The organism is Bosea vaviloviae (assembly GCF_001741865.1).
Classification (GTDB): domain Bacteria; phylum Pseudomonadota; class Alphaproteobacteria; order Rhizobiales; family Beijerinckiaceae; genus Allobosea; species Allobosea vaviloviae.
Window position 1 is genome coordinate 2910185 of the sequence record NZ_CP017147.1, and the last position, 23831, is coordinate 2934015.

Annotated in this window: 26 protein-coding genes; 13 read left to right on the forward strand and 13 right to left on the reverse strand. The window is 65.0% G+C overall.

The window, feature by feature from the left end; all coding sequences use genetic code 11:
* Positions 1–23: 23 nt before the first annotated feature.
* The 4 genes from BHK69_RS13370 to BHK69_RS31970 form a co-directional block, all read right to left on the reverse strand.
* On the reverse strand, positions 24–509 hold the full coding sequence (locus tag BHK69_RS13370) for a hypothetical protein (protein ID WP_069690535.1): 486 nt from the start codon (positions 507–509) through the stop codon (positions 24–26).
* 61 nt (positions 510–570) lie between these two features.
* Positions 571–1971: a tetratricopeptide repeat protein gene (locus BHK69_RS13375; RefSeq protein ID WP_069690536.1), complete on the reverse strand. Its 1401-nt coding sequence runs from the start codon at positions 1969–1971 to the stop codon at positions 571–573.
* 71 nt (positions 1972–2042) lie between these two features.
* Positions 2043–3305 carry an OpgC family protein gene (locus BHK69_RS13380; RefSeq protein ID WP_069690537.1) on the reverse strand — a complete coding sequence of 421 codons (1263 nt, stop codon included), beginning with the start codon at positions 3303–3305 and terminating at the stop codon, positions 2043–2045.
* A 72-nt stretch (positions 3306–3377) separates the two neighbouring features.
* A complete protein-coding gene (locus tag BHK69_RS31970) occupies positions 3378–4325 on the reverse strand; it encodes a CE1 family esterase (protein ID WP_148663402.1) in 948 nt (315 codons plus the stop codon).
* 165 nt (positions 4326–4490) lie between these two features.
* On the opposite strand from BHK69_RS31970, the gene BHK69_RS31975 reads away from it, so the two are divergent.
* The 4 genes from BHK69_RS31975 (at position 4491) to BHK69_RS13405 (ending at position 7650) form a co-directional block, all read left to right on the forward strand.
* Complete coding sequence (locus tag BHK69_RS31975) at positions 4491–5063, forward strand: sigma-70 family RNA polymerase sigma factor (protein WP_069690539.1); 573 nt, start codon at positions 4491–4493, stop codon at positions 5061–5063.
* Between the two features lie 195 nt (positions 5064–5258).
* Entirely contained in the window at positions 5259–5900 is a 642-nt protein-coding gene (locus BHK69_RS13395; protein WP_069690540.1) for an NrsF family protein, read from the forward strand.
* Between the two features lie 251 nt (positions 5901–6151).
* Complete coding sequence (locus BHK69_RS13400; RefSeq protein ID WP_069690541.1) at positions 6152–6667, forward strand: cupin; 516 nt, start codon at positions 6152–6154, stop codon at positions 6665–6667.
* Positions 6668–6699: 32 nt separating this feature from the next.
* On the forward strand, positions 6700–7650 hold the full coding sequence (locus BHK69_RS13405) for a cation diffusion facilitator family transporter (protein ID WP_069690542.1): 951 nt from the start codon (positions 6700–6702) through the stop codon (positions 7648–7650).
* A 66-nt stretch (positions 7651–7716) separates the two neighbouring features.
* Here BHK69_RS13405 and BHK69_RS13410 read toward each other — a convergent pair whose 3' ends face one another.
* Entirely contained in the window at positions 7717–8643 is a 927-nt protein-coding gene (locus tag BHK69_RS13410) for an NAD(P)H-dependent oxidoreductase (protein WP_069690543.1), read from the reverse strand.
* A 351-nt stretch (positions 8644–8994) separates the two neighbouring features.
* On the opposite strand from BHK69_RS13410, the gene BHK69_RS31390 reads away from it, so the two are divergent.
* Entirely contained in the window at positions 8995–9261 is a 267-nt protein-coding gene (locus tag BHK69_RS31390) for a con-10 family general stress protein (RefSeq protein WP_342029751.1), read from the forward strand.
* 40 nt (positions 9262–9301) lie between these two features.
* Here BHK69_RS31390 and BHK69_RS13415 read toward each other — a convergent pair whose 3' ends face one another.
* Together BHK69_RS13415 and BHK69_RS13420 are read right to left on the reverse strand one after the other, a co-directional pair.
* Positions 9302–9847, reverse strand: coding sequence for a cysteine hydrolase family protein (locus BHK69_RS13415; protein ID WP_244548492.1), 546 nt, complete (start codon positions 9845–9847; stop codon positions 9302–9304).
* Positions 9848–9950: 103 nt separating this feature from the next.
* On the reverse strand, positions 9951–10193 hold the full coding sequence (locus tag BHK69_RS13420) for a hypothetical protein (protein ID WP_069690544.1): 243 nt from the start codon (positions 10191–10193) through the stop codon (positions 9951–9953).
* A gap of 410 nt (positions 10194–10603) precedes the next feature.
* Here BHK69_RS13420 and BHK69_RS13425 point away from each other — a divergent pair, with 410 nt between their 5' ends.
* The gene (locus tag BHK69_RS13425; protein WP_069690545.1) at positions 10604–11494 is read left to right on the forward strand and encodes an alpha/beta fold hydrolase; all 891 of its coding nucleotides are present in this window, start codon (positions 10604–10606) and stop codon (positions 11492–11494) included.
* A 56-nt stretch (positions 11495–11550) separates the two neighbouring features.
* On the forward strand, positions 11551–12111 hold the full coding sequence (locus tag BHK69_RS13430; RefSeq protein WP_069690546.1) for a hypothetical protein: 561 nt from the start codon (positions 11551–11553) through the stop codon (positions 12109–12111).
* A gap of 425 nt (positions 12112–12536) precedes the next feature.
* Here the strand turns inward: BHK69_RS13430 and BHK69_RS13435 are convergent, their stop codons facing one another.
* From BHK69_RS13435 to msrA, 3 genes are all read right to left on the reverse strand, one after another.
* Positions 12537–13457 (reverse strand): DUF72 domain-containing protein, encoded by a 921-nt coding sequence (locus tag BHK69_RS13435; RefSeq protein WP_069690547.1) that lies wholly within the window; start codon positions 13455–13457, stop codon positions 12537–12539.
* A 103-nt stretch (positions 13458–13560) separates the two neighbouring features.
* Positions 13561–13881: a plasmid stabilization protein gene (locus tag BHK69_RS13440; protein WP_069690548.1), complete on the reverse strand. Its 321-nt coding sequence runs from the start codon at positions 13879–13881 to the stop codon at positions 13561–13563.
* A 120-nt stretch (positions 13882–14001) separates the two neighbouring features.
* Entirely contained in the window at positions 14002–14520 is a 519-nt protein-coding gene (gene msrA, locus BHK69_RS13445) for a peptide-methionine (S)-S-oxide reductase MsrA (protein ID WP_069690549.1), read from the reverse strand.
* 79 nt (positions 14521–14599) lie between these two features.
* Between msrA and BHK69_RS13450 the strand changes: the two genes are divergently transcribed.
* The 4 genes from BHK69_RS13450 (at position 14600) to ku (BHK69_RS13465) (ending at position 19653) form a co-directional block, all read left to right on the forward strand.
* A complete protein-coding gene (locus BHK69_RS13450; RefSeq protein WP_069690550.1) occupies positions 14600–15241 on the forward strand; it encodes an alpha/beta hydrolase family protein in 642 nt (213 codons plus the stop codon).
* A gap of 9 nt (positions 15242–15250) precedes the next feature.
* Entirely contained in the window at positions 15251–16057 is an 807-nt protein-coding gene (xth, locus tag BHK69_RS13455) for an exodeoxyribonuclease III (RefSeq protein WP_069690551.1), read from the forward strand.
* Between the two features lie 96 nt (positions 16058–16153).
* Complete coding sequence (gene ligD, locus BHK69_RS13460) at positions 16154–18793, forward strand: DNA ligase D (protein WP_069690552.1); 2640 nt, start codon at positions 16154–16156, stop codon at positions 18791–18793.
* A 71-nt stretch (positions 18794–18864) separates the two neighbouring features.
* Positions 18865–19653 carry a non-homologous end joining protein Ku gene (ku, locus tag BHK69_RS13465; RefSeq protein WP_069690553.1) on the forward strand — a complete coding sequence of 263 codons (789 nt, stop codon included), beginning with the start codon at positions 18865–18867 and terminating at the stop codon, positions 19651–19653.
* 63 nt (positions 19654–19716) lie between these two features.
* On the opposite strand, the gene ku (BHK69_RS13470) is transcribed toward ku (BHK69_RS13465), so the two are convergent.
* On the reverse strand, positions 19717–20556 hold the full coding sequence (gene ku, locus BHK69_RS13470) for a non-homologous end joining protein Ku (protein ID WP_069690554.1): 840 nt from the start codon (positions 20554–20556) through the stop codon (positions 19717–19719).
* Between the two features lie 212 nt (positions 20557–20768).
* Here ku (BHK69_RS13470) and BHK69_RS13475 point away from each other — a divergent pair, with 212 nt between their 5' ends.
* Positions 20769–21032, forward strand: coding sequence for a DksA/TraR family C4-type zinc finger protein (locus BHK69_RS13475; protein WP_069690555.1), 264 nt, complete (start codon positions 20769–20771; stop codon positions 21030–21032).
* A 52-nt stretch (positions 21033–21084) separates the two neighbouring features.
* Positions 21085–21687 (forward strand): DNA-3-methyladenine glycosylase, encoded by a 603-nt coding sequence (locus BHK69_RS13480; protein WP_069690556.1) that lies wholly within the window; start codon positions 21085–21087, stop codon positions 21685–21687.
* Here the strand turns inward: BHK69_RS13480 and BHK69_RS13485 are convergent.
* Both BHK69_RS13485 and BHK69_RS13490 read right to left on the reverse strand, forming a co-directional pair.
* Positions 21590–23008, reverse strand: coding sequence for a DUF763 domain-containing protein (locus BHK69_RS13485; RefSeq protein WP_083269365.1), 1419 nt, complete (start codon positions 23006–23008; stop codon positions 21590–21592). The two genes, BHK69_RS13480 and BHK69_RS13485, sit on opposite strands and share 98 nt — an antisense overlap.
* 192 nt (positions 23009–23200) lie before the next feature.
* The gene (locus tag BHK69_RS13490; RefSeq protein WP_069690557.1) at positions 23201–23803 is read right to left on the reverse strand and encodes a metallophosphoesterase family protein; all 603 of its coding nucleotides are present in this window, start codon (positions 23801–23803) and stop codon (positions 23201–23203) included.
* Positions 23804–23831 lie beyond the last annotated feature (28 nt).

The following is a 23831-nucleotide window of genomic DNA, read 5'->3' on the forward strand; positions in this document are numbered from 1 at the left end:
GTCTCTCCCTGTCCTGCCGGTGTTCAGGCCCTGCGCGCTTCCAGCGCCTCGAAGACATAGGCCGCGAGGTAGCCGTAGATCGCGTGGCCAATGAGGCTCATGACGGAGAGGCGCGGCACGTCGTTGAGCAGGACATGCTGGCCGGCAAGCGGCGCGAAGAAGCCGAGCGCTATGAAATAGGTGATCACGCCCCAGATCCAGCCATCGGCCGGCATGCCGAAGCTCTTCACCCAGCGGGTCAGCCCGTAATAGCCGAGCGGGTAGAGCAGGAAGCCGGTGGTGAAGTGCAGCAGCTTGGCCGCCGGCGTCGAGATGGTGAGGCCGAGCTGATGCGCGAAGAGCGACTTGACCAGCTCCGGCGGCTCCAGCGGATATTCGGCGAACCAGGCGGTCGGCACGGCCGAGAACAGCTCCCAGAAGCCGAGTGCGGCAAAGCCGCCGAGAGCAAGGTTGAGGACGGTGCGCGTCGAAGGCAGGGCAAAGTCGCGGGTCATGATGGCGGTGGTCATGGCATGGGGTCCTGTCGTCAGGGATCCAAGGGGTTCAAGAGGTCCAAGGGGGGCCAAGGGATCAATGAGCAATGGCGAGGGGTGTCGCGGCGATAGCGAGTGCTGCGGTCCGGCTCGATGGCCGCTGCCGCAGCTGCACCAGCCTGCGGGCGGCGTAGAGGTTCAAACCGCCGCGCCGGGCGAGGCGTTCGCCGAGGACCTGGTTGGCTCGGTCATGGCAGCCGGAGCGGATCAGGCTTTCGATATGGGCTTGCTCGAACAGGTCGCGCTGGGCGTGGCTGCCGCCGATGGCGACAAGCCCGTTGCGGGCGCAGCCGAGCAGGCGGGAGGCCTCGGCATAGTCGCCCTCATGGAAGGCGATCAGGCCGAAAGCCGCGAGCGCGCCGTTGCGGGCGGCTTCGCGCCGTTCGCCGCTCGAATGGGCATGGCAATCCTCGACCAGCCCGCGCGCGATGGTTTCGGCCGCGTCATGCTGGCCGGCGCCGAGCAGCGCGAGCGCGTAGTGCAGGTCGGCGAAGACGAGGCGGCCGTCATGAACGCGGCCTTCGGCCTTGGCTGCGAGCTCCTCCCAGCGTGAGCCGACATCGACACCGGCATAGTCGAGCCTGGCCAGCAGCGAGGCGCCGTTGGCGATGTCGCGGTAATCGTCGGTCTGCTCGCCGCGGATGTCTTCGTCATAAAGGCGCAGCACTTCGGCAGTCTCGCCGCGCTCCAGCCGGAACAGAGCGAGGTGCCAGACGATATGGAAGCGCAGATTGTTGGCATGAGCCCAGTTGCGGCTGTCGCCGAGCCAGGCGACGCCTTCCTCAGTGCGGCCGGTCATCTCCAGCACATGCGCCACGGCATGGCGGCCCCAGGCGTCGCGCGGGCTCAAGGCGACCGCGCGACGCCCAGCGCGCTCGGCCTCGGCATAGAAGCCCTGCTCTTCGAGCGCGAAAGCGTAGCAGCCATTGACATAGCCGCTGAGCGGATGGCTCTCCGCGAAGCCGGGCACGACGCGGCGCAGGCTCGCGAGCATCTCGGCCTGGTCGCCGAGCATGAAGCGCAGGCCATGCGAGAGCTTCAGCGCCAGCACGTCGAACGGATGGCTGTCGAGGATGGCCTCCAGGCGTTGCGCCGCCTGGCGTGGCGCGTCTGCGAGCCAGAGCGCCAGCGCCTCGGTGACCATGCGCTCGCGCCGCGTCGCCTGGCGCTGCACCATGGCGGTTTGGGCCTTCGCCAGGCAGTCACGGGCCGCACCGAGCAGTTCGGGCCGCGCCAGCGAGAGCAGCATCAGGCCCTTGGCTGCATGGGCGAGCGCGAAACCGGGATCGGCGTCGAGGGTGCGAGCGAGATGCTCGGGCGTCGCCGCGGCATGCGCCAGCAGGGCCTCCAGCGTGTCGTTCCAGGCCAGCCGGGCAGCGTCGTTCGCGACGGTGATGCGGTCGCCCGAAAGGTCATGACAGGAGAGATCGTGATACATAAGGCTGCTCCATTGCCGCGCCCGAACAGGGCGCTCATCGGGGAGTTCGCAGGCGGCCGTTCAAACGCAGATCAACTCGCTTCACGGACCCGTGTTGGCAGGCCCGCGGCCGGCTCGTCCCGCCGCAATGGCTCTGGCTTGGGCTCTGGCTTGGGCTCCCGCTTCGGCTCCGGCTTGGGCGCCGGCCCGGCCCAGGGCAGGCTCTTGAACCAGCCGACGATGACGGCGACAGCGAGGATCAGCGCGAAGCCTGCAAGGTTGAGCAGCGCGACGCTGGCCTCGCCGCGCCCCAGCCAGTCGGCGGCCGTGCCGGCGAGGCGCGCCAGCACGACGCTGGCGAGGAAAGTCGCCAGCGACTGCCGGCCGATCAGGATCAGGAGATGGCCCGCGCCGCTGTCGAGCCGCTGGCGCCAGGGGTCGATCAGGCTCAGCACGAGATAGGCCAGAGCCAGGAAGTGCAGCACGCGCAGGATATGCAGGTTGCTCTTCTCGGCTTCGGGGATGATCAGCTCGCGCAGGGCCTGTGCTGCGGGCCAATGCTCCAGGATGCCCCAGAAGGAGAGCGGCACGCAGAGCAGGACGAAGCCGGCGGCGGCCAGCATCAGCCGCCTATCGCCGAGCCGCGGTGTCGGCAGCCATTTCATGCCGATGAAGAAGCCGATGAAGAAGACGAGCTGCCAGGCGAAGGGGTTGAGGAACCAGCCGGCTCCGTTCCAGGGATTGCCGGGCAGGTTGAGACCCTCGCTCCAGACCATCGCGTAGAGCAGTCCGGCCATCAGGAAGGGCAGGGCGGCGTGGAGGCGCCGGAGCGCCATCGCGACCGGCACCAGCGCCAGGATGACGAGGTACATCGGCAGGATGTCGAGATAGTCGGGTTGCCAGGTCAGGGTGGCCAGGCCGAAGAGCGCGGTCTCCGCCTCGCTCAGCAGCGGCGGGAATTGCCTGGCGAGCTCGGCCAGGCCGAAGGCGCGGTCGAACAGGCCTGCGAGCGCGATCAGCGCCAGCACGAGGCCGAGCTGCGCCCAATAGACCTGCCAGATCCGGTAGGCGATGCGCGCCGTGCCGAGCAGGAGGCCGCGCCGGACGAAGACGCTGCCGAAGGCGAGCGCACTGGCGATGCCGGAACAGAAGACGAAGAGCTCCGCGCCGGAGGAAAAGCCGAAGCGCGCCGGGATGAAGGCGTTCCAGCTGTTCTCCGGCAGATGGGCCACGAAGATGATCAGCATGGTCAGGCCGCGGAAGAAGTCGAGCCGCTCGTCGCGCGGCCGCTTCGTCCCGCGCAGGGAGGGCCCGGTGGCGTTGGCGCTGTCTGGCGAAGTCGTCGGTCGGCTCATGCAGGGTCTCCGGCGGGCCGCGTCAGTGGCTGCACGAGAGAGATCGCGCCAGCCGGCGCTGCGGTTACATCTTCACGGAAATGTGAGCCTGGCGCCGGTGCTCGCCGGCGGCGCCTCGGGCGGCATGATCAGCCTCCAGGCGCGCTCGACCCAAGTGGCGGCGGCGATGTGGCCGCCAGTATGCCGGCAGAGTTCGAGCCGCGCCGGGCCGGCGCAGCCGCTCGCCAAGCGACAGGTGAGCTGCGGCGGATCGGCTGGCGCTTCTATGGCCGCAGCCAGGGATGCCGTGCAGCCTCCCGGCGCCAGGATCGCCAGGCTCTTGAAGACATCGCCTCGCCTGTAGCCGGACCGCAAGCTGCGCCCGGCCAGCGGCACGGTGGTGTCGCTGACGCCATGGACATGGATCAGGTTTGGGCGCGGACCGGCGCAACCGCGTGGCAGCGGCTCCCAGAATGCGCCGGCGATCGGCGCGAACCCGGCAAAGCGCGCCGGCATCCGGCAGGCCAGATACCAGACCATCGAGCCGCCTTGCGAGAAGCCGCTTGCCATGATGCGGCCGGGGTCGACCGGGAAGCGCTGTGCGACATCGTCAAGAACGCGGCCGACATAGGCGAACTCGTCGCGGTGATGGCCGGGCGAACCGGGATAGGACCAGGTGCGGGCCATGCCGTCCGCCGCGATCAGTGCGACGCCGAGGCGTTGCGCTACGGCGACGAGCCCCTGATCGGCGATCGTTTCGTCGGCCGAGCCCTGATAGCCGTGGAAATACAGGATCGCGCCGCTGCGCTCCCCGGCCGGCGCCGGCTGCGGCAGGATGATGCGGTAAGAACCGCCTTCGACCGGACAACCGCCCTCGGCCGGACAGGAATCAACAGCTTTGCGATCGGCCGGATTCTGTGCCGGCGCGGGGCCGGTCAGGGCCAAGGCGGCGGCAAAGATGGCGGCGGCAAGCGCCACCACCCACCAGGCAAGACGCTGTCTCGTTGCCAAATTCCTTGCAGCCAAATCCCGCGCGGTCATCTCCGAGGCTCCTGTGCATGCGCGCCCACACAGCGCCTCCCGCAGGCGCGAGCCTATAGGGTAGGTCAGCGGGGTTCATCGCCAGGTCACGGGCTTGTGAGCCCTGTGCCGGCATGCGACGGACTAAGCCGGTTTCCGCCTCGCATCCCGGAAAAGCGCATCGCCTTGTCGCTCGCCGAACTCGAAACGCAGCTGTGCCCCGTCTTCCTGGCTGCCCTGGCCGGCGATGCCGCGGCCTATCGGCTCTTCCTCGACACGATCAGCCTGCGTCTGCGCGGCTATCTGCGCCAGATGCTGGCGCGCGCCGGCCGCAGCGAGCCGAGCGAGGCCGAGGACGTGCTGCAGGAGACCTTGCTGGCCCTGCATCTCTCCCGCCACACCTATGATCCTGCGAGCCCGGTGACGGCCTGGGCGCATGCGATCGCGCGCTACAAGCTCGTCGACCATCTGCGCCGCAGCGGCCGTCACGCCGCAAACCTGCCGATCGACGAGGAGGCGTTTCAATTGGCCGCGCCCGACAGCGCTGCCCCCGATGCCAGGCTCGATCTGGAACGCGCGATGCAGGCTCTGCCGGACCGCACGCGCGCTCTGATAGACCGGGTCAAGCTTCAAGGGACAAGCGTGGCCGAGGCTGCCAATGCCGCGGGAATGACCGAGACGGCGGCCAAGGTCGCGATCCATCGCGGCTTGCAGGCCATGGCCAAGTTCCTGTCGAAGCGCGGGACAGGACCGGCATGAGCCCGATGCGAGATCGATGCACCGTAACCTTTCGCCGGTTTGCAGCGAATTCCCTCCTGAACCGAACGCACCCGCAAGATCAGAACCGACAAGATCAGCCATGCAGACCCAAGACCTGCAGACCCAAGACCTGCAGACCCAAGACCTGCAGACCCAAGACCTGCAAACCCAAGACCTGCAAACCCAAGATCAGACATGCAAACCAATGACCTGATCTCCCTCATGACCGCGAGCCACCAGCCGGTGAACACCGGTTGGCTGAGGCGCGCGACCGGTATCGCCGCGCTCGCAGCGCTTGCGGTCACGGTTGGGCTTGTCCTCATCACGCTCGGCACGCGGCCCGATCTCGCCCGCGCCTGGATGACGCTTCCAGTCATCGCCAAGGCCGTTTTCGGCGCCAGCGTCGCGACCATCGCGCTCGTGCTGTTCCAGCGGAGCCTGCGTCCCGGGCTGAAGGCGGCGCGGCTTCTGCCGATGGTCGCGCTTCCGCTGCTGCTGGTGGCTGCCTGGGCCCTGCTGACCCTGACCCAGGCGCCGGTCGAGCACTGGAGCGCGCTGGTCTTCGGCCGTTATTGGCGCGCTTGCCTCATCGCCGTGCCGCTCTATGCGCTGTGTCCTCTTATCGTCCTGCTGCTGCTGGCGCGCCGGGGCGCCCCGACGGACGGGCGTCTCACCGGCGCCTGCGCCGGCCTTGCCTCGGCCGGCCTCGCAGCGGTGGCGTACAGCCTGCATTGCCCCGACGACACGGCGCCATTCCTGGCGACCTGGTACACGCTCGCCATCGTGATCGTGACCTGCCTGGGCGCATTCACCTTCCCGCGCTTGATACGGTGGTGAGCTCACATCGAGCCGCCAGCTTCGGCCTGCGGTTGCGAGTTCGGAAGTCTCAGTCGCGATGTCGCGACCCACGCCGCTTTGCAGATGGCGGTGCTTTGGGCGCTCGAGCAGCTCGATCGCCCAAAGGGTGTTTCGCTGCCGGCTTCCGCGCCCATGAACAGCAGGGGTTTCCGGGCGAGAGGCCGCCGAACTTTTGCGGCAGGCGCGCGTTTTCAGGCAGTCCCCGTTCTCAAGCGGAAGCCGCCCCGACCATGACGACGATTTCGACGACGGCCATTCACCTCGACGAACGCGAGGGCGTACCCAATAATCCGCGCTTGCCCGCGATCCATTATGACGCCGCATTTCGCGATGACAGCGCCGATCTCGCGACGGCCATGGAGACCCGCTTCGAGGAGAATGGCTGGCCGGCGCAGTGGCGAAACGGGATTTACGATTTTCACCATTATCACACGCAGGGACATGAGGTTCTCGGCATCGCAGCCGGTTCAGCCGAGCTCGTCCTCGGCGGCCCAAAGGGTCGAAACCTCGCAGTCCGCGCCGGGGATGTGCTGCTGCTGCCGGCTGGCATCGCGCATTGCCGCGTCAAGGCCTCCAGCGATTTTCTCGTGATCGGAGCCTATCCGCCCGGTCAGAGCGGCGACATCGTTCGCAGCGCGCCAACCGCAGGGATTCGCGAGGCGATCGCGCAATTGCCGTTCCCGGCGCGCGATCCGGTCTACGGGCAGGATGGTCCGCTGACGCAGCATTGGGCGGACCGCTTGTAGTCGGCGCATCGAGCCCGATCAGGAGCACCGGCATGGCAGCGCATACAGGCTCGCGCAGGGTGATCTACGCGGCGCTGGCCGGAAACCTTCTCATCGCGCTGACGAAGTTCGGCGCAGCAGCCTATACCGGCAGCTCCGCGATGCTGTCCGAGGGCATCCATTCCCTCGTGGACACCGGCAATGGTTTGCTCCTGCTCTATGGCTTGAGGCGGGCCGCGCGCCCGCCCGACCCCTTGCATCCGCTGGGCCACGGCCGCGAACTCTATTTCTGGAGCTTCATCGTCGCTCTGCTGGTCTTTGCCGTGGGTGCCGGCGTGTCATTTTACGAGGGTGTCATCCATATCCTCGAGCCGCACCACGCGACTGACCTCCTCGTCAATTATGGTGTGCTCGGCATGTCGGTCGCGTTCGAAGGCTATTCCTGGACCATAGCCCTGCGCGAATTTCGGCTGACGAAGGGCGATGTCGGCTATCTCGACGCCGTCCGGCAGAGCAAGGATCCCAGCGTCTTCACGGTGCTCTTTGAAGACACTGCTGCCCTGATTGGCCTCGCCATCGCGTTCATCGGCATCTCGGCGGCCGCTTATTTCGATGCCCCGATCCTGGACGGCGTCGCGTCGCTTGGGATCGCTGCAGTTCTGGGCACGACCGCGATCTTTCTCGCCCGCGAGAGCAAAGCGCTTTTGCTGGGCGAGGCTGCCATGCCGGAGGTCCAGCAAGCCATCCTGGCGATCGCGCGCGCCGACGAAGCCGTCAGGTCGGTCAACGGCATGACCACGGTCCATCTCGGCCCGCATGACATCGTCGTCGCGCTCAGCCTGGAGTTCGAGGACGACCTGACCACGGCCGAGATCGAGGCCAGCGTCGCAAGGATCGAAAAGCTGATCCGGAGCGCCGAACCGGCCGTCACGTCGGTCTCGTTCAAGCCTCAGGACATGCCGGGTCGGCGCGAACGGTCGCGCGGCGGCTCCGCAACCGCCTAGAGCCGTTTCGCGCGACGTAGACACCGGTTCGCTTGGAGAAACCGCGATAAACGAGGAGCTGGAGCCTCACCGCTGGTTCGTCGTCGACTTCGCGCCGCGCTCGGCCTGTTCGACGTCGGCGATGAACCCTTTTCTCTCCACGAACGCTGCAAAGCGCTCGACCCAGCCATCGAACAGCTTCATGACTTCGGGCTCGTCTTTGAGATCGCTTGCCTGGCTGTCGGCATAGATCTGTCCGACGCCGATATCGGCGTGCTGCCACAAGCCATCCGGGACTTCGATCCCCGAATACCTGCATTGCCAGACCACGCCCTGATAGGCATTGCGTTCGTCCGAAAACGGCTCGTCCTGCGGGTCGAACCACGCCTTGTCGCGAAGAAGCTTCGGGCGTCCGTCTTCGCCGATGTCGGCGGCCCCCAGGTCGCCATAGCAGAAGAACGCCGCAGTCCGGCCTTGCAGGTGGTTCTTGCTCAGTTGCGCCCACAACGCCGATCGCTCGAGCTGTTGAGCGAGCAGGGTGTTCTTCTTATCGATGAGATCGGGACGGGGATTTCCGCCATTCATGCAGACCAGCCGATCGAACAGGAGCTTGAAATTGGTGGTCGGCGCGTACCAGTTGATGGGACCGATGAAGGCCCAGGCATCGGCCCGGGCCAGACGCTCATAGAGATGCAGGTCCCAGAGCAGATCGGGCTGGGTGGTGCTGTCCGGCCCGTAGCAGTTACATGGCCAGACACACAGAGCCATTGATGAACTGACGCAGGCGTTGCACGCTTGAATCTTCGGCTTCCCATGCTCATTGCCGATATCCTCGTGATCGACCTGCCAACCGATCGGGAGCCGCCCGACCATGCGGTGCATCAGTGCACGGGCCTTGGAATCGAGTCCGGGGCAGCTGTTCAAACGCCGCTGCGAGCCGGCAATGACAAGGACGCGAAGCGGGCGATCATCCGAGTGGGCCGGTTCATTATAGCCAGCACTGCTTTCGCTCATGTTTGAATGCCTCCTCGTGAAAGCATCAACGCGCGGCAAGCGTTCCGGTGCCAAAGCTCGCCCATGGGATGCAGATGCGCTCGACCGGTGGTTCGCCCAAACCCGGCATTCCTTCCCAGCCTATGTCCATGGTGCATGCCGACCATGAAGCTTAGCCGTCGGATGCGTGGAATTATCATTAAATTTGAATAGGTTATGTAGAGACGCCAGCGCAGGCTGTTGCTCAACGGCAGCCGGAACCGCAGCCGTCCGCCGTCGTTGATTCTGCGTGGAGCATGAGCGTCCACGGTCTAAAAACCCCCAATGATGGAGTGAGCAATGGCTAATCAGTCAGGCCGCGGCTTTGCCGGCATGGATGATGACAAGCAGCGCGATATCGCCAGCAAGGGCGGGCAGGCCGTGCCTGCCGAGAAGCGCAGCTTCTCGCAGGATCACGATCTGGCCTCCGAGGCTGGAAAGCGTGGCGGCGAAAACAGTCAAGGTGGACGCCAGCACAGCGCGTCCGATTCCGACCGGCGTCAGCAGGGTTCATCTGACGGCCACCGTGGTGGATCCGGCAACTTTGCCGAAGACCGCGAGCGAGCCTCGGAAGCCGGACGAAAGGGCGGCCAGCACTAAGGCCGGCTTTGCCACCGTCCCCGCGGGGACGGTGGCTTTCTCATGCCCCGGGCCATGAGCCGAGCACAGTCTCGACATCGGTTATCGCAAGCTGATGGCTCAAGCGGCTTTCAAACATAGCGATCAGGGCGTCATGCCCCTCATTCGAGGAACTGCAGACGGCATCGCGCACGACCACGACAAAATAACCGAGGTCGATCGCTCCGAGAACCGTCGACAGCACGCACACATCTGTTTCCGCGCCGGAAACCACGAGAGTGTCCGCTGATCGCTGGGCAAGGATGTGGCCCAGCCGTCGCCCCGCAAACGCGGAATAGACTGGTTTGTCGAGCACAAGGGCTGGCGGGGCGAAGCGCGCGAGGGCCGGCATTAAATCGAGCAGCCGGTTGTCGAGGCGGGCGCGCGTCGCGTTCGCCCACTCCTCATAATAGCCCCTCCACGCGCCATGCCCATCGGCGGCCGTATTGGGCGGGATGAACCTCGTGAAGATCGTCCGGCTGGGATCGCGCTCAACCAACGCGGCGCAGTTCGGAAGGACCCGTGACATCCACGGTGTCGGCCAAGGGCCGTCATCGGAAAACAGCATCTGCATATCGATGCACAGATGCACCGATCGCGGGGAGAGCCTCAGATTTTGGGACTGCTGCATTGACCAGCGAAGCGAGCTCACCATCGAAACGGTGGCCGCTTCAGTCCTTTTTGAGCTTGCCGATATTGCCCGGCAATCCGGACACCGACATGTCATCGGGGCGATTCAGTCCCGCGACCGGTTCAGGGCCATGAGAATTTTCGCCCTTGTGCGCTTCGTCCCATTGCCGCAGCTCGGCGACCAACGTCGCCAATTCCTGTGCGGCCGGCGAGCCTTCCGGTGCATCGCTCAAGGCGTTGGCGCGGGCGGCGGCCGCTTCATATTCGGCCTTGTTTGCAATCATGGCACAGCTCCCCATGCGTGATCCACGGTCAACCGACGGCGGGGGCTCCTGTTCCCGAAGAGACCGCGGATCAGCGCCAAGGGCGGGTCCGCGCGGCAGTTCGCGGTCGCCCAAGACTTCGCGCGCCCAAGACTTCGCGGTCGCAAAAGACTTCGCGCTCGCACAGATCAGGACGAGCGTTGGCGGGACGTAAGCCCGCCTCCCGAACCTCGACGAAAACGAGAAGGCCCTCGGTCGAGGCTCGTTTGATGCCATGAGGTCCTGGCCTCGCCTGCCTCCGGTGATGTCGCAGATGAGCGGCGCGAGGACACTCTGCCGGCATGATCGCGGGAACAGATCCGCCTTGCCGTCGTCTTACCTATTGATCGAAGGATTGCACATCGGTCGAAGGATTGCAGCGAGAGCTTACAATGTTGAAGCAGATCGAGGCGGGTTCACTCTCTATCGCCTATGACGAGAGCGGCGATGCATCGGGCTGGCCGGTCGTGCTCTTGCACGGCTTTCCCTACGATATCCTGGCGTATGAAAACGTTTCCCCGCTGCTGGTCGCACGAGGTGCCCGTGTCATCGTGCCTTATTTGCGCGGCTACGGGCCAACGCGTTTCCTTTCCGATTCGACGCTGCGTTCGGGGGAACAGGCAGTGTTGGGTAACGATCTGCGTCTCCTGCTCGATGCGCTCAAGCTCGAGAAAGCCATCCTCGGCGGCTTCGATTGGGGCGGACGCGCCGCCTGTATCGTCGCCGCACTTTGGCCGGAACGCTGCGCCGGCCTCGTGACCGCGAACGGCTACAGTATCCAGAACATCGCAAAATCCCTGGAGCCATCGGCGCCGGAGCGGGAATATGCTCATTGGTACCAATATTATTTCCACAACGAGCGCGGCCGCGCTGGTCTCACGCAAAATCGGCGCGAGATCTGTCGCCTTCTGTGGACCCTGTGGTCGCCAGAGTGGCGCTTCGGGGCCGAGACCTTCGAGCGCAGCGCGTTGGCCTTCGATAACCCGGATTTTGTGGAGGTGGTGATCCACTCCTACCGCCATCGCTACGGCTTGGTGATTGGAGATGCTTCCGTCGCCGGGATCGAACAGGCGCTCGCTGCGCAGCCTGTGATCGCGGTGCCGGCCATTGTGCTCGAAGGTGAAGCTGACACCGTCGATCCGGCGCTCGGCGCCGACGGGCATCGTCGGCATTTCCTGGGGCATTTCGCCCACCGTCTCCTGCCCCATATCGGCCATAACATACCCCAGGAGGCGCCAGAGCCCTTCGCCGAGGCGATCGTTGCCCTTCATGCGCAGTGCTAGGAAACACATCGGTTCGCCTCAGGTCTTCGCCCGCTCAGAAGCAAAGGACCATCGCCATGCAGAACTTACCAGAATTGCAGAGCTTGCCAGAATTCCTGACCATCACGCGGGCCTACCCAAGCTTTGAAGACGCGAGAAATGTCGTCGTGCGATTGGTGGAAGCCGGCATCCCTCCCGATCGGATAGGGCTGCTGGGCCACCAGACCGGCGGGGACGACAACGCGGCCGCAGGAGCAGGAGTTGGTGGCGCCGCAGGAGCCGCAACCGGCTTCGTCATGGCCCTTGGGTCGCTTACGCTGCCTGGTCTTGGTCCGATCGTTGCGGCTGGATGGTTCCTGTCCGGAGCGGTGGCAGGGGCGCTCGCCGGAGGTGTCATCGGCGCGCTGATCGATGCCGGCTTGCCAGCGGAGGAGGCTGAAGCCCGCGCCGCCGAGCACAGGCTTGGCGAGTCGGTGCTTTCCGTTCGCGCCGCAGGATCTGAGATCGAGCGAGCCATGACAATTATGGACGCCGCTTTGCCTATCCGCCGCGAGCATGGCGATACAGAGTTGCCCGCCGCGCTGGAGCCTGACGAGCCGCACGGCAGAGCCGATGACCTGTCGAAGGCCGTTTCGTGAGGCAGTCCCACACTTCGGCGCAGTCCAAACCGGCGGACCCGTGCGCATCTCACACTCTGCCCTCGGCCATGCTGCAGCCTGCAGCAAATTCAGCCGGCTGAGCGAACAGACCCGAACTCGGCCGGTCTGGTCTGACTGAGCAGGGATTTGCGGGCGCTGAACCCGCGAGGGTCGATGAACGCCGTTCTTGGCTAGTCGTTCCTCACGACGCGTTTTGGAGGATCCGATGAAGGCCGGCCCACCGGTCTTTCTCGTCGCCCGGCTGCTCGCCGATGAAAGCGAGGGCGGGGTCGGCGCAGGTCCTTCCCGACGACGAGGCGCCCGGAGCAGTGCTGCAGACAAGCCGCGCGCCCCGCGCCTCGTTCAGCGCTTCGTGACCGATCCCGGGGTCGCCTCGCCAAGACCGTGCGCCTGCGACGTTCGGCTCAGGCGGCGCGCCTTTCCGCTTGCGGACTCCAGTCCAGCTTCAGCATTCGCATCAGCGTTGCCGCATCGTCCGGGGCATGGAGCTTGTCGGTATTGTCGAAGAACAGGAACACGTCGCGCGGCCGAGCGGGCGCGGCGTCGGCATCGCCGGCGAACTCTCCGTCGCGCATGTCGGTCCCACGCGCCCAGGCCGCGACCCGCGCGGCCCAGCGCTCCAGCTCCGGCTTCTCGTAGCGTGACCGATAGAGTTCCGCCGAGCCGTGCAGGCGGCAGTAGACGAAGTCGGCGGTCAGATCCATCAGGCGGGGCCAGTCGACCGTGTCGGCGCAAACCAGCGCAACCCCACGATCGCGCAGCAGTTCGACGAAGGCCGGATCGCGAAAGCTGTCATGGCGAACCTCGATCGCGTGGCGCATCGGCCGCTTCGCATCCGCATGTATCCAGGCTCGCCCTTCCACCCGTTTGTCATGCTGTCGCGCGAGTGCCGCTGCCGCCTGCGTGTCCTTGGGCAGAAGCGCGAGGAAATCCTTCATGAGGGCCGGATCGAAGCGGAAGCTCGGCGGAAACTGCCAGAGCAGCGGTCCGAGCTTCGGTCCCAGCCGCAGCAGGGCGGATGCGAGGAAGTTGGCGAGCGGCGTCTCGACGTCCCTGAGGCGGCGCATATGGGTGATGAAGCGCGAGCCCTTGACGGCAAAGACGAACCTCTCAGGTGTCGCCTCCACCCAACGCGCGAAGGCATCCGGCTTCTGAAGTCCATAGAAGGTGGCGTTGATCTCCAAGGCCGGGAACTGTCCGGCTGCGAAGGCCAGCTCGTTCTTCTGGGTCAGGCCTTCGGGGTAGAAGTGTCCGCGCCATGGCGTATAGGTCCAGCCCGACACTCCGATACGGACGGTCCCGCCGACCCGGCCTCGTCCACGCATTTGCCTACCCATCGCCGTGCCTTCCGCACATGGAGAAGCGGCCGGCAGCCTGGGCCTTGCCGCTCTCTTGGCCTTATTGCTCTCCAGGCCTTACCGCTCTCGATCAGGAGTGAGCGCGATGCTCGGCGTTCTTCTTGCGGGTGGCCGCCGCCTTCCGCGCCGATGCGGAGCGGGCTTCGGCCGAGCGCGAGGCCGCAGCCTTGCCGCCTTTCTCTCCACCCTTATGCGCGGCGGGGTGGCCGGTTTGCGTGCCCCGTCCGGAACCGCCGGCCTTCTTGCCGCCACCATCGTCCTTGTTGACGGTTGCCCAGGCCCGACGCTCGGCTTCCTGCTCCGAAACGCCCCGCTTTTCATAGCCTTCGGCGATGTGATCGGCCTTACGCTCCTGCTTGTCGGTGTACTTGGATCTGTCACCACGTGGCATGTGCACCTCCTCGTGCTTCCTGCGCAGCAGAACGGAGGCGTTGCCTTCAGGTTCCAAAGATGGTTGCGCGGTGGTGTGGATCGCCGCGGCTAAGAGCTGCTGCGGCGATCCGCAGAGGTCTCATCCGGCGCGACGGATGTCCTCGCGCTTCGGCAGCGTCCAGTTCGGCCTCGGGAAATGGCAGGTGTAGCCGCCGGGATAGCGCTCCAGGTAATCCTGATGCTCCGGCTCGGCCTCCCAGAAATCGCCGACCGGGGTCACTTCGGTCACGACCTTGCCGGGCCAGATCCCCGACGCGTCGACGTCGGCAATGGTATCCTCGGCAACACGCTTCTGCTCGTCGCTCGCATAGAAGATCGCCGAGCGGTAGCTCGCGCCGATATCGTTGCCCTGGCGGTCGCGTGTTGAGGGGTCGTGAATCTGGAAAAAGAATTCGAGCAGGTCGCGGTAGCTGATCTTGGCCGGATCGAACACGATCTCGATCGCCTCGGCATGATCGCCGTGATTGCGGTAGGTGGCGTTGGGCACCTCGCCACCCGAATAGCCGACACGGGTGGAGATCACGCCCGGCTTGCGGCGGATCAGATCCTGCATGCCCCAAAAGCAACCACCGGCAAGCACTGCGCGTTCCGTTGTCATGGCTTTGGACCTCCTGATTTTGGGTTCGTCCGAATATAGGCATTGTCGAACTGGATGTCAGATATGGAGGCTCAGGCGGATGGCGGTGAGATTTCTCTTCGACGGTCCCGACCAGGCGGAACGAACCGTCCTGCTTGCACACGGCGCCGGCGGGGCGATGGATTCGCCCTCGCTGACCGCGACGGCGAAGGCCTTGGCGGGAGCGGGCTTTCGTGTGGCTCGCTTCGAGTTCGACTATATGGCCGGCCGACGGATGGAGGCGGGCCGCAAGCCGCCGCCGCGAGCGGAAAAGCTCAATCCGGAATACATCGCCGCGATTGACGCGCTCGATGCGAAGGGGCCGCTCATCATCGGCGGCAAGTCGATGGGCGGCCGCGTCGCCAGCATGGTCGCAAACGACCTCTTCGCCTCCGGCCGAGTCCGAGGCCTGCTATGTCTCGGCTATCCCTTTCATCCGCCGGCAAAGCCCGAGCAGTTGCGTACGGCGCACCTTGTCGACCTGAAGATCCCGACGCTGATCGTGCAAGGCACGCGCGACCAATTCGGCATGCGGGAGGAGGTGTCCGCTTACACGCTGTCACCGGCCATCGAAATTTTGTGGCTCGAGGACGGCGACCACGATCTGAAGCCGCGGAAATCCGTTTCCGGCTTTTCTGCCGCCGACCATCTGAAGACCATGGCCGAGGCGGTTTCGGCCTGGGCCGAGAGGATCGCGAGCTGAGACGGGACGATGAAAATCGCCACCTTCAACGTCAACGGCATCAACGGACGCTTGCCGGTGCTCCTGCGGTGGCTGGACGAGGCGCAGCCGGACGTCGTTTGCCTGCAGGAGTTGAAGGCGCCCGATGGCCGTTTTCCGGTCGGCGAGATCGAAAAGGCCGGCTACGGGGCGATCTGGCATGGCCAGAAAAGTTGGAACGGCGTTGCGATCCTGGCGCGCGGTACGGAGCCGATCGAAACCCGCCGAGGCCTGCCCGGTGACCCCGAGGATAGCCAGAGCCGCTATATCGAGGCGGCTGTCGACGGAATGATCATCGCCTGCCTGTATTTGCCGAACGGCAATCCCGCGCCCGGGCCGAAGTTCGAATACAAGCTGCGATGGTTCCAGCGGCTCACCGGCTATGCGGCGGAGCTTCTCGCGCTCGATGTGCCTGTCATCCTCGCCGGCGATTACAATGTGATGCCGACCGAGCTCGACGTCTACAGGCCGGAGCGATGGGTGGACGATGCGCTGTTTCGGCCAGAGGTGCGGGAGGCGTTTCGTGCCTTGGCCGAGCAAGGCTGGACGGACGCGCTGCGCACGCTCCACCCCGGCGAGCGCATCTACACCTTCTGGGACTATTTCCGGAATGCCTGGGGCCGCAATGCCGGCCTTCGCCTCGATCATCTCCTGCTCAACTCGATGGTGGCGCAGCGGCTCGTCGCAGCCGATGTCGATCGCGACGTTCGAGGCTGGGAAAAAGCGAGCGACCACGCGCCGGTCTGGATCGAACTCTCGGACTTGGACCGGCCGACGCGACGCCGGCTTCGTTCATAGCGTCATGGCCGTGGGCGCCCCTGTGATGATCCGGGCGCCCGCAGATGGAACACGCAAAACCGGGACGCGTTGAGGACTTGCGCAGAGGATGGGACGTTGGCGGGCAAGCTGCAGGCATATCGCGCCAAGCGCGATTTTGAGAAGACCAGGGAGCCCGGCGATGACGCCCCGGTGGCCTCGTCGGATCGCTTGCGCTTCGTCATTCAAAAACATGACGCCACCAGGCTGCACTATGACCTGCGTCTCGAGCTCGATGGCGTCTTCAAATCCTGGGCGGTGACGAAGGGTCCATCGCTCGATCCTCACGACAAGCGCCTTGCTGTCGAAGTCGAAGATCACCCTCTCGCCTATGGCGACTTCGAGGGAACGATCCCCAAGGGCGAATATGGCGGGGGCACCGTCCAGCTCTGGGATCGTGGCTTCTGGAAACCTGAGGGGAAACTCAGTGCCCACAGGCAATTCGAGAAAGGCGACCTGAAATTCACGCTCGAAGGCGACAGGCTCCACGGCAGCTTCGTCCTCGTCCGAATGCGAAACGATCGGGACGGCGGCAAGCGGACCAATTGGCTCCTCATCAAGCATCGCGACGAGCATGCGATTGATGGCAATGGCGAAGCGGTTCTGAAAACCGACACTTCGGTGGCATCTGGCCGGACGATGGCTGCGATAGCGGCGGGTAAAGGACGCTCTCCCAAGCCCTTTTTGCTCGCCGAAAGCGTTCTGGCTCCGGATGCGGAATGGGACAGCCGGAAAAGGCTCGCGGCCAAAAGACTCGCAGCTAAGCCGAGGCGCGGTGAGGCGACATCGCCTCGCAAACGCGAAGCGCGCGCCGCCGAGATGCCGTCCTTCATCGCGCCGCAACTCTCCAGAAGCGTCGAGCGCCCAGCCAATGGAGACGACTGGGTCCACGAGATCAAATTCGACGGTTACCGCATCCAGATGCGGATCGAAGCCGGCAAGGTCACGCTGAAGACGCGCAAAGGCCTCGACTGGACCGCGAAGTTCCGCGCGATCGCGAAGGCCGCCGAGGGGTTTCCGAACGCCATCATCGATGGCGAGATCGTCGCATTTGATAGCCGGGGCTCACCTGATTTTGCGGCGCTTCAAGCCGCGATTTCCGAAGGCAAGACGCAGGATCTCGTCTTTTTCGCTTTCGACATGCTCTTCGACGCCGAGATCGATCTGCGCAAGCAGACGCTCCGGGAGCGAAAAGAGCAGCTGAAGGCCTATCTCGACGCACACGCCGACGGTGTCGTTCTTCGCTATGTCGAGCATTTCGAGACCGGCGGCGATGCCGTGCTGAGGTCGGCCTGTAAATTGTCGCTGGAGGGCATCGTCTCGAAGGCCGTCGATGCGCCCTATGTCTCGGGCCGCAGCGACACCTGGACCAAGGCCAAATGTCGCGCCGGGCACGAGGTCGTCATCGGCGGCTGGTCGACCACGGCCGGCAGGTTCAGATCATTGCTCGTCGGCGTCAATCGCGGCTCCCATTTCGTCTATATCGGCCGGGTCGGCACCGGCTACAGCGCCTCCAAGGTCGAACGATTGCTGCCGCGATTGAAGGCGGTCGCCGCGAAGACGTCACCCTTCACGGGCGCCGGAGCGCCGAAACGCGAGCCTGGCGTGACCTGGCTGAAGCCCGAGCTCGTCGCCGAGATCGAGTTCGCCGGCTGGACCGGCGACGGCATGGTGCGACAGGCGGCCTTCAAGGGACTGCGCGAGGACAAGCCCGCCGAAGAGGTCGAAACCGAACTTCCAGCCGATCCGGAGGAGACCGCTACGCCTGAGCCTCGTCCCGCCCGCTCTCGCGACCGCGGCGGCAAGGTCGATGTCATGGGCGTCGGCATCAGCCATCCCGACAAGGCTTTGTGGCCAAATGCGGGGGATGATCGCCCCGTTTCGAAGCAGGATCTGGCCGAGTATTTTGCGGCGGTAGGCGAGTGGATGTTGCCGCACATCAAGGGGCGCCCCTGCTCGCTCGTACGCGCGCCCGACGGGATCGACGGCGAGATGTTCTTCCAGCGCCATGCCGGCATGGGCACGTCGAACCTGTTCGAACTCGTCCGCGTCTTCGGCGACAAGAAGCCCTATCTTCAGATCGATCGGATCGAGGCCCTGGCCGCTGCAGCCCAGATCGGAGGCATCGAGCTTCACCCCTGGAACTGCGCACCCGGCGATCCGGAGGTTCCAGGGCGCCTCGTCTTCGACCTCGATCCGGGACCGGGCGTCAGTTTTGGCGACGTGATCGATGCGGCCAAGCAGATGCGCGAGAGGTTGGAGGCGCTCGGCCTCACCAGTTTCTGCAAGACGACCGGCGGCAAGGGCTTGCACGTCGTCGCGCCACTGGCGCCCGGCAAGCGCAGCAAGGTCGACTGGCCGGCTGCGAAGGATTTCGCGCGTCGCGTCTGTGCGGATTTGGCCAGCGAGGAACCCTCGCGCTACGTCGTCAACATGGCCAAGCGCCTGCGCAACGGCCGCATCTTCCTCGACTACCTCCGCAACGACCGGATGGCGACGGCGGTTGCGCCGCTCTCGCCACGGGCGCGACCCGGTGCGCATGCCTCGATGCCGCTGACCTGGTCTCAGGTCAAATCCGGTCTCGATCCCAGTCGTTTCACAGTGAGGACCCTGCCTGGCCTGCTCAAGAAGACGGGGGCCTGGGAGGGGTATGACGACGCGGCCGGCTCGATCGCGGATGCGATCAAAAAGCTGGGAAAGCGAGCCGAGGCAGCCTGATCGCTTTGGGTCGCCTGCGGAACGATCGGCCCTGGCACCGCGTTCACGCGGATAATCGGGAGAATGTGACCATGGCGCCGCGGACATTCTGGAAGGGCTATCTGAAGCTGTCCCTCGTGACGTGCCCCGTGGCGATGATGCCCGCGCACTCCGAAAGCGAGAAGGTGCGGTTCCACACGATCAACCGAAAGACGGGAAACCGAATCCAGAGCCGGTTCATCGATGCGGTTACGGGCAAGCCCGTCACCGATGACGACGAGGTCAAAGGCTATCCCAAGGGTGACGACGAATATGTCATGCTGGAAGATGACGAACTCGATGCGGTGGCGCTGGAGAGCACCCGGACGATCGATATCGAGACCTTCGCACCCCGCTCGTCGGTCGGCTGGATCTGGTACGACACGCCGCACTACCTCGTTCCCGATGCCAAGGTCGGCGAAGAAGCCTTCTCGGTCATTCGCGAGGCCATGAAACGAACCAAGACGGTCGGGATTTCGCGAGTGGTTCTTTACCGTCGCGAACGGGCCGTGCTCCTCGACGCCCGCGACAACGGCATCGTGCTGTGGACGCTGCGCTATGGCGATGAGGTCAGGCCGGAGAAGGACTATTTCGGCGGGATCGAAAAGGCCGAGCCGGACGCCGACCTGCGTCCCCTGATGGACAAGCTGATCAAGACGCGCACCAGAGACTGGTCGCCGGAGCTTGCCACCGATCCCGTGCAGGCCGAATTGCTCAGCATCATCAAGGCCAAGCAAAAGGGTCGCAAACCCGCCAAGGCGGCGCCCCGTCAAGCCTCCGAGAGCAACGTCGTCAGCATCATGGATGCGCTGAAGAAGAGCCTCGAACCCAGGCGAAAATGAGAAACGGCGCAAGTAGGCAACGGCGCAAGTAGGCAACGGCGCAAGTAAGCAACGCGAAAGTGATCAACTCGCTTTTTTGCGTGGCGCCTCCGTTGCTGCAGGCTTCGACCTTGTCGCGGCCTTGCTGCCCGCCCCCTTTGCGCTTTGGCGCAATGCCTCCAGCAGGTTGACGACCTTGGTCGGTTCGGGCCGCTTCTGCGGCTTGAGCTTGCGCCCTTCGATCTTCGCCTGGACGAGTTCGGCCAAAGCGGATTCATAGCGGTCGTCGAACGACTTCGGATCGAACTTGCCGGCCTTCGTCTTGATGATGTGCTCGGCGAGTTCGAGCATCTCGTCATCGATCTTGATCGCCGGAACATCGCTGAATGCGTCCGCGGCTGAGCGAACCTCGTAGTCGAAGTTCAATGTCGTCGCGATCAAGCCGTCGCCATGCGGGCGGATCAGGATTGAGCGCATTCGGCGGAAGATCACCGTCCGGGCGAGGGCGGCCGACTGGCGGCTCTTCATCCCCTCGCGGATCAGCGTAAAGGCATCGGAGGCGACAGGGGTGCTCGGCGAGACATAGTAGGGCTTGTCGAAGAAAAGGTCATCGATCTCGTCGCAGGGCAGGAAGGTTTCGACGGTGAGGGTCTTGTCGCTTTCGGGAACGGCGGCGGCGATTTCTTCCGGCTCGAGGATGACATAGTCGCCATCGCCCTTGTCGTAGCCCTTGACCTGATCCTCGGTTTCCACGGGTTTGCCCGAGACCTCGTCGATGAACTGGCGGTGCACGCGGTTGCCGGTCTTGCGGTTCAGGGTATGGAACGAGATGCGCTCGGCCGTCGACGCCGCCGTGTACAACGACACCGGGCAGGTCATCTCGGCGATCTTCAGAACGCCCTTCCAGACAGCGCGCGGAGCCATGGACGTCCTCCCGGGATGCATCGGTGACGCTTTTCACGGAAGGAACGAAGCGGCGCTGCCGATGGTTCCAGGACAGCGCGAAGCTGGCCGGACAATCGCCACGATTGCCTCGGGTTTGATCCGCGTGAAATCGCTGCAGCCGCCACAAAACGGATTGAACCTCGGGCTGCCGTGCCTATCTCGTTGGTCGAGCCGAAAAACCGAGGTGAACCATGGCGAGCGGCTGGGCTCCGGATGGAGCCGTTCAGGACCAGATCGACGACAGCATCACCGACGCGGTGCGTTTAGCGAGGGCGCGTCTGCCAACCGGACCGGGCGAGATTCACTGTCAGGATTGCGGAGACGAAATCCCTGAAGCCCGGCGCAAGGCGATGCCCGGGGCGCGCAGCTGCGTGGCCTGTCAGTCCAGCCACGATGCAAAGCCCGTTATGAGCGGGTATAATCGTCGCGGCAGCAAGGACAGCCAGCTCAAATGATCACTCGCGCCCTGTTGAACGGGCGCGGCGGGCATTCCTGAGCGTTTGTGTGATGACGTCCGGTTATCTCGACGACCACGACCTGACCCCGCTGCCGGCCGCGTTCTTTGATCGGGCGGCGCCCGAGCTCGCAATGCGCTTGATCGGGGTCTCGATTTTTGTCGATGGGGTTGGCGGCGTGATCGTCGAAACCGAAGCCTATACGCGCGACGACCCGGCTTCGCACAGCTTTCGCGGGCCGACCCTGCGCAACGCTGCCATGTTCGGCCCTGCGGGGACGGCATACATCTACCGTTCCTATGGCCTCCATTGGTGTTTCAACATCGTGGCGAGTGGCGGTGGCGCCGTCCTGCTCCGCGCGCTCGAACCTACCGCCGGCTTTGACATCATGCTCCAAAGGCGCGGTGGAGCATCGGCCCTGTGCAGCGGTCCCGGCCGGCTGGCTCAGGCGCTGGCCATCGACGCCAGCCATGACGCTCTGCCGGTCGATCAAAAGCCCTTCTCGTTCAGCGATCGAAGCTGTGAACCGAACCTCACCGTCGGTCCGCGCATCGGGATCAGCCAGGCCCGTGAAAAGCCATGGCGATTTGGCCTGCAGGGGTCTCCTCATTTGAGCAGACGCTTTCCGGTAAGCAGACGCTTGCCCGTTCCTTAGCGCTTCGCCCCGACATCTGCCCGCCAGCCACACCCATTTGCCGAGGGAGCGCAGGGCCGGCCGCTGCCGCCAATGCGGCGTCCTCTTCGGGGCGCTCCCAACCAAAAACGCTGCGCCCGCCATAGTCGGCCGAACGTCGACGCTCCTCGGTCACGTACTCACACAGAGTCGGTCCCGTGGCGACACGCTCCAGCCGCCGGCTCTCAAGGTCGAGACGAGCCATCGCAGCCAGGCGGTCGTCCTGTCCGAGCTTTGCTCGACCTATCGCGGACTTCAGCACCGCGATCGTTTGATCGTAGACCTTGGTCGGCACGGCGAAAGGCTGCCGGTCCTTGCCGCCATGGGCGAGCGAAAAGCGCGCCGGATCAGTGAAGCGGCAAGGGCTGCCGTGGACGATTTCGGCCACCATCGCCAGCGACCGGACGGTCCGTGCGCCGATGCCGGGAACGAGCAGCAGTTCCGAGAAATCGGCGGGCGCGCGGTCGGCTGCCGCCGCGAGCGCCCCATGCAGGCGCCGCATGATCACGTCCTTGGGCCTGACGTCGTGATGCGCGGGCATGACCAGATGAGGCAATGCGAGCTGGGCAGGCGATTTGGCAGGAGGCGCCCGATCACGCTGCAACGCCGTGAGCTCCCGGACGACGCCGTCGGGCCCGATCTCCCGCAGCAACTCGATCTGGCCGTTGCGGGACGCGGCCGCCCTGACGTCGGTCAGGTTGATGATCCTGCCCTGATTCTGGCCGTCGATCGCGGCATGCGGCGCGTCGATGAAGCTGCCGAGCCCCTCGGACTGCCAGTGATAGCGACGGGCAAGACCACTGTCGCCGTTCATGCCTTGCTGCACGACAACCCACTGGCCCTCATCGGTGACGAAGAAGCCGTGGAGATAAAGATCGAAACCATCCTGCACCGCGGCGCTGTCGACCTTTGCAACGAGGCGGCTCGCTGTGGCCAGTGCGTGCCCGTCGAACCCGGCCCTGGAGCCGATCCGCTCAAGTTCGGCCGGGGTCTGCCGCGAATGACTGCCGCGCCCGCCGCAGACATGCAGGCCGAGCTCGCCCGAGAGCGGTGTCAGGCCGCGCTTGAGCGCGCCGATGACGCTCGTGGTGATGCCCGAGGAGTGCCAATCCATCCCCATCACCGCGCCGAACGACTGGAACCAGAATGGATTTGCGAGACGGCGCAGCAGCTCGTCGCGGCCATAATGATGGATGATCGCCTCACAGATGACGGCGCCGAGCCGGCTCATACGCTGTCCCAGCCAGGCTGGGACACGGCCGTGATGCAGGGGCAGGTCAGCGCTGCCGGATCGGCGCGTCATATCGGGCGCTCACGAACGAAACGGGAACCTTTCCTATAGCGCGATCCCGCCGACGCTGCCAGCGGCACCCATGCCGGGGAGGGCGCCGAGTTCTCGATCGGCCGGGGCGGCGAGCGCAATGAGAGCGTCTATGAGGTCGTCGAGGCGACACCGCCTCGTTGGCTGCACAAGCCCGTTAGCGTGGAGAGAGGATCACGATAAGGCGAACCAATTCGCGGTCGGACCGAGATTGTGAACCGGGCAGAGGCCGATGAGGCCCGACATCCCCCAGGAGTGATGGATGTGACCACAGAGGTGAAGCCGCGGCTTCGCGGTCTCCACGGCTTCCCGGATCGAGCGGCTTCCCTCATGGGCCCCGGTGGTCTGCACGTCGGCGACCCCGAACGGCGGCGAATGCGTCACAAGGATCGCGCCTTTCGGGCACTTCGTAAGCGCCTTGGCGGCTTCGACCTCACCCAAGCTCTGGTTCCACGGCTCATTCCTCCCCGGCGGGGTCTCGAAGCCCAGACCGAAGAACGCAATCCCCGCAATGGTCACCCCCTCGCCGTGGAGCACATGGATCGCGTCACGGCCGCGGCAGGCGTCCTGCAATTCGGCCAGGCTGTCGTGATTGCCCGCGACGAAGATCGTCGGAACGGTGATGGTGCGGAGCACATCGATCGTCTCGGAGAGCCCCACGCCCTTGGTGGCGAAATCGCCGGCGCCGACGACAATGTCGGCCTCACGCGAGGCTTGCAGGATCTCCTGCGCGATGTCCTTGTTTCGGTGAAGGTCGCTGAAGGCCAGGATCCGCATGGACCACCTCATTCTGGATTTCGGAAAA

Coding starts and splice junctions, on each gene's coding strand:
- BHK69_RS13370 (WP_069690535.1), bottom strand. CDS start 509: ATGACCACCGCCATCATGACCCGCGACTTTGCCCTGCCTTCGACGCGC.
- BHK69_RS13375 (WP_069690536.1), bottom strand. CDS start 1,971: ATGTATCACGATCTCTCCTGTCATGACCTTTCGGGCGACCGCATCACC.
- BHK69_RS13380 (WP_069690537.1), bottom strand. CDS start 3,305: ATGAGCCGACCGACGACTTCGCCAGACAGCGCCAACGCCACCGGGCCC.
- BHK69_RS31970 (WP_148663402.1), bottom strand. CDS start 4,325: ATGACCGCGCGGGATTTGGCTGCAAGGAATTTGGCAACGAGACAGCGT.
- BHK69_RS13395 (WP_069690540.1), top strand. CDS start 5,259: ATGCAAACCAATGACCTGATCTCCCTCATGACCGCGAGCCACCAGCCG.
- BHK69_RS13400 (WP_069690541.1), top strand. CDS start 6,152: ATGACGACGATTTCGACGACGGCCATTCACCTCGACGAACGCGAGGGC.
- BHK69_RS13405 (WP_069690542.1), top strand. CDS start 6,700: ATGGCAGCGCATACAGGCTCGCGCAGGGTGATCTACGCGGCGCTGGCC.
- BHK69_RS13410 (WP_069690543.1), bottom strand. CDS start 8,643: ATGAGCGAAAGCAGTGCTGGCTATAATGAACCGGCCCACTCGGATGAT.
- BHK69_RS31390 (WP_342029751.1), top strand. CDS start 8,995: ATGGATGATGACAAGCAGCGCGATATCGCCAGCAAGGGCGGGCAGGCC.
- BHK69_RS13415 (WP_244548492.1), bottom strand. CDS start 9,847: ATGCTGTTTTCCGATGACGGCCCTTGGCCGACACCGTGGATGTCACGG.
- BHK69_RS13420 (WP_069690544.1), bottom strand. CDS start 10,193: ATGATTGCAAACAAGGCCGAATATGAAGCGGCCGCCGCCCGCGCCAAC.
- BHK69_RS13425 (WP_069690545.1), top strand. CDS start 10,604: ATGTTGAAGCAGATCGAGGCGGGTTCACTCTCTATCGCCTATGACGAG.
- BHK69_RS13430 (WP_069690546.1), top strand. CDS start 11,551: ATGCAGAACTTACCAGAATTGCAGAGCTTGCCAGAATTCCTGACCATC.
- BHK69_RS13435 (WP_069690547.1), bottom strand. CDS start 13,457: ATGCGTGGACGAGGCCGGGTCGGCGGGACCGTCCGTATCGGAGTGTCG.
- BHK69_RS13440 (WP_069690548.1), bottom strand. CDS start 13,881: ATGCCACGTGGTGACAGATCCAAGTACACCGACAAGCAGGAGCGTAAG.
- msrA (WP_069690549.1), bottom strand. CDS start 14,520: ATGACAACGGAACGCGCAGTGCTTGCCGGTGGTTGCTTTTGGGGCATG.
- BHK69_RS13450 (WP_069690550.1), top strand. CDS start 14,600: ATGGCGGTGAGATTTCTCTTCGACGGTCCCGACCAGGCGGAACGAACC.
- xth (WP_069690551.1), top strand. CDS start 15,251: ATGAAAATCGCCACCTTCAACGTCAACGGCATCAACGGACGCTTGCCG.
- ku (WP_069690553.1), top strand. CDS start 18,865: ATGGCGCCGCGGACATTCTGGAAGGGCTATCTGAAGCTGTCCCTCGTG.
- ku (WP_069690554.1), bottom strand. CDS start 20,556: ATGGCTCCGCGCGCTGTCTGGAAGGGCGTTCTGAAGATCGCCGAGATG.
- BHK69_RS13475 (WP_069690555.1), top strand. CDS start 20,769: ATGGCGAGCGGCTGGGCTCCGGATGGAGCCGTTCAGGACCAGATCGAC.
- BHK69_RS13480 (WP_069690556.1), top strand. CDS start 21,085: ATGACGTCCGGTTATCTCGACGACCACGACCTGACCCCGCTGCCGGCC.
- BHK69_RS13485 (WP_083269365.1), bottom strand. CDS start 23,008: ATGACGCGCCGATCCGGCAGCGCTGACCTGCCCCTGCATCACGGCCGT.
- BHK69_RS13490 (WP_069690557.1), bottom strand. CDS start 23,803: ATGCGGATCCTGGCCTTCAGCGACCTTCACCGAAACAAGGACATCGCG.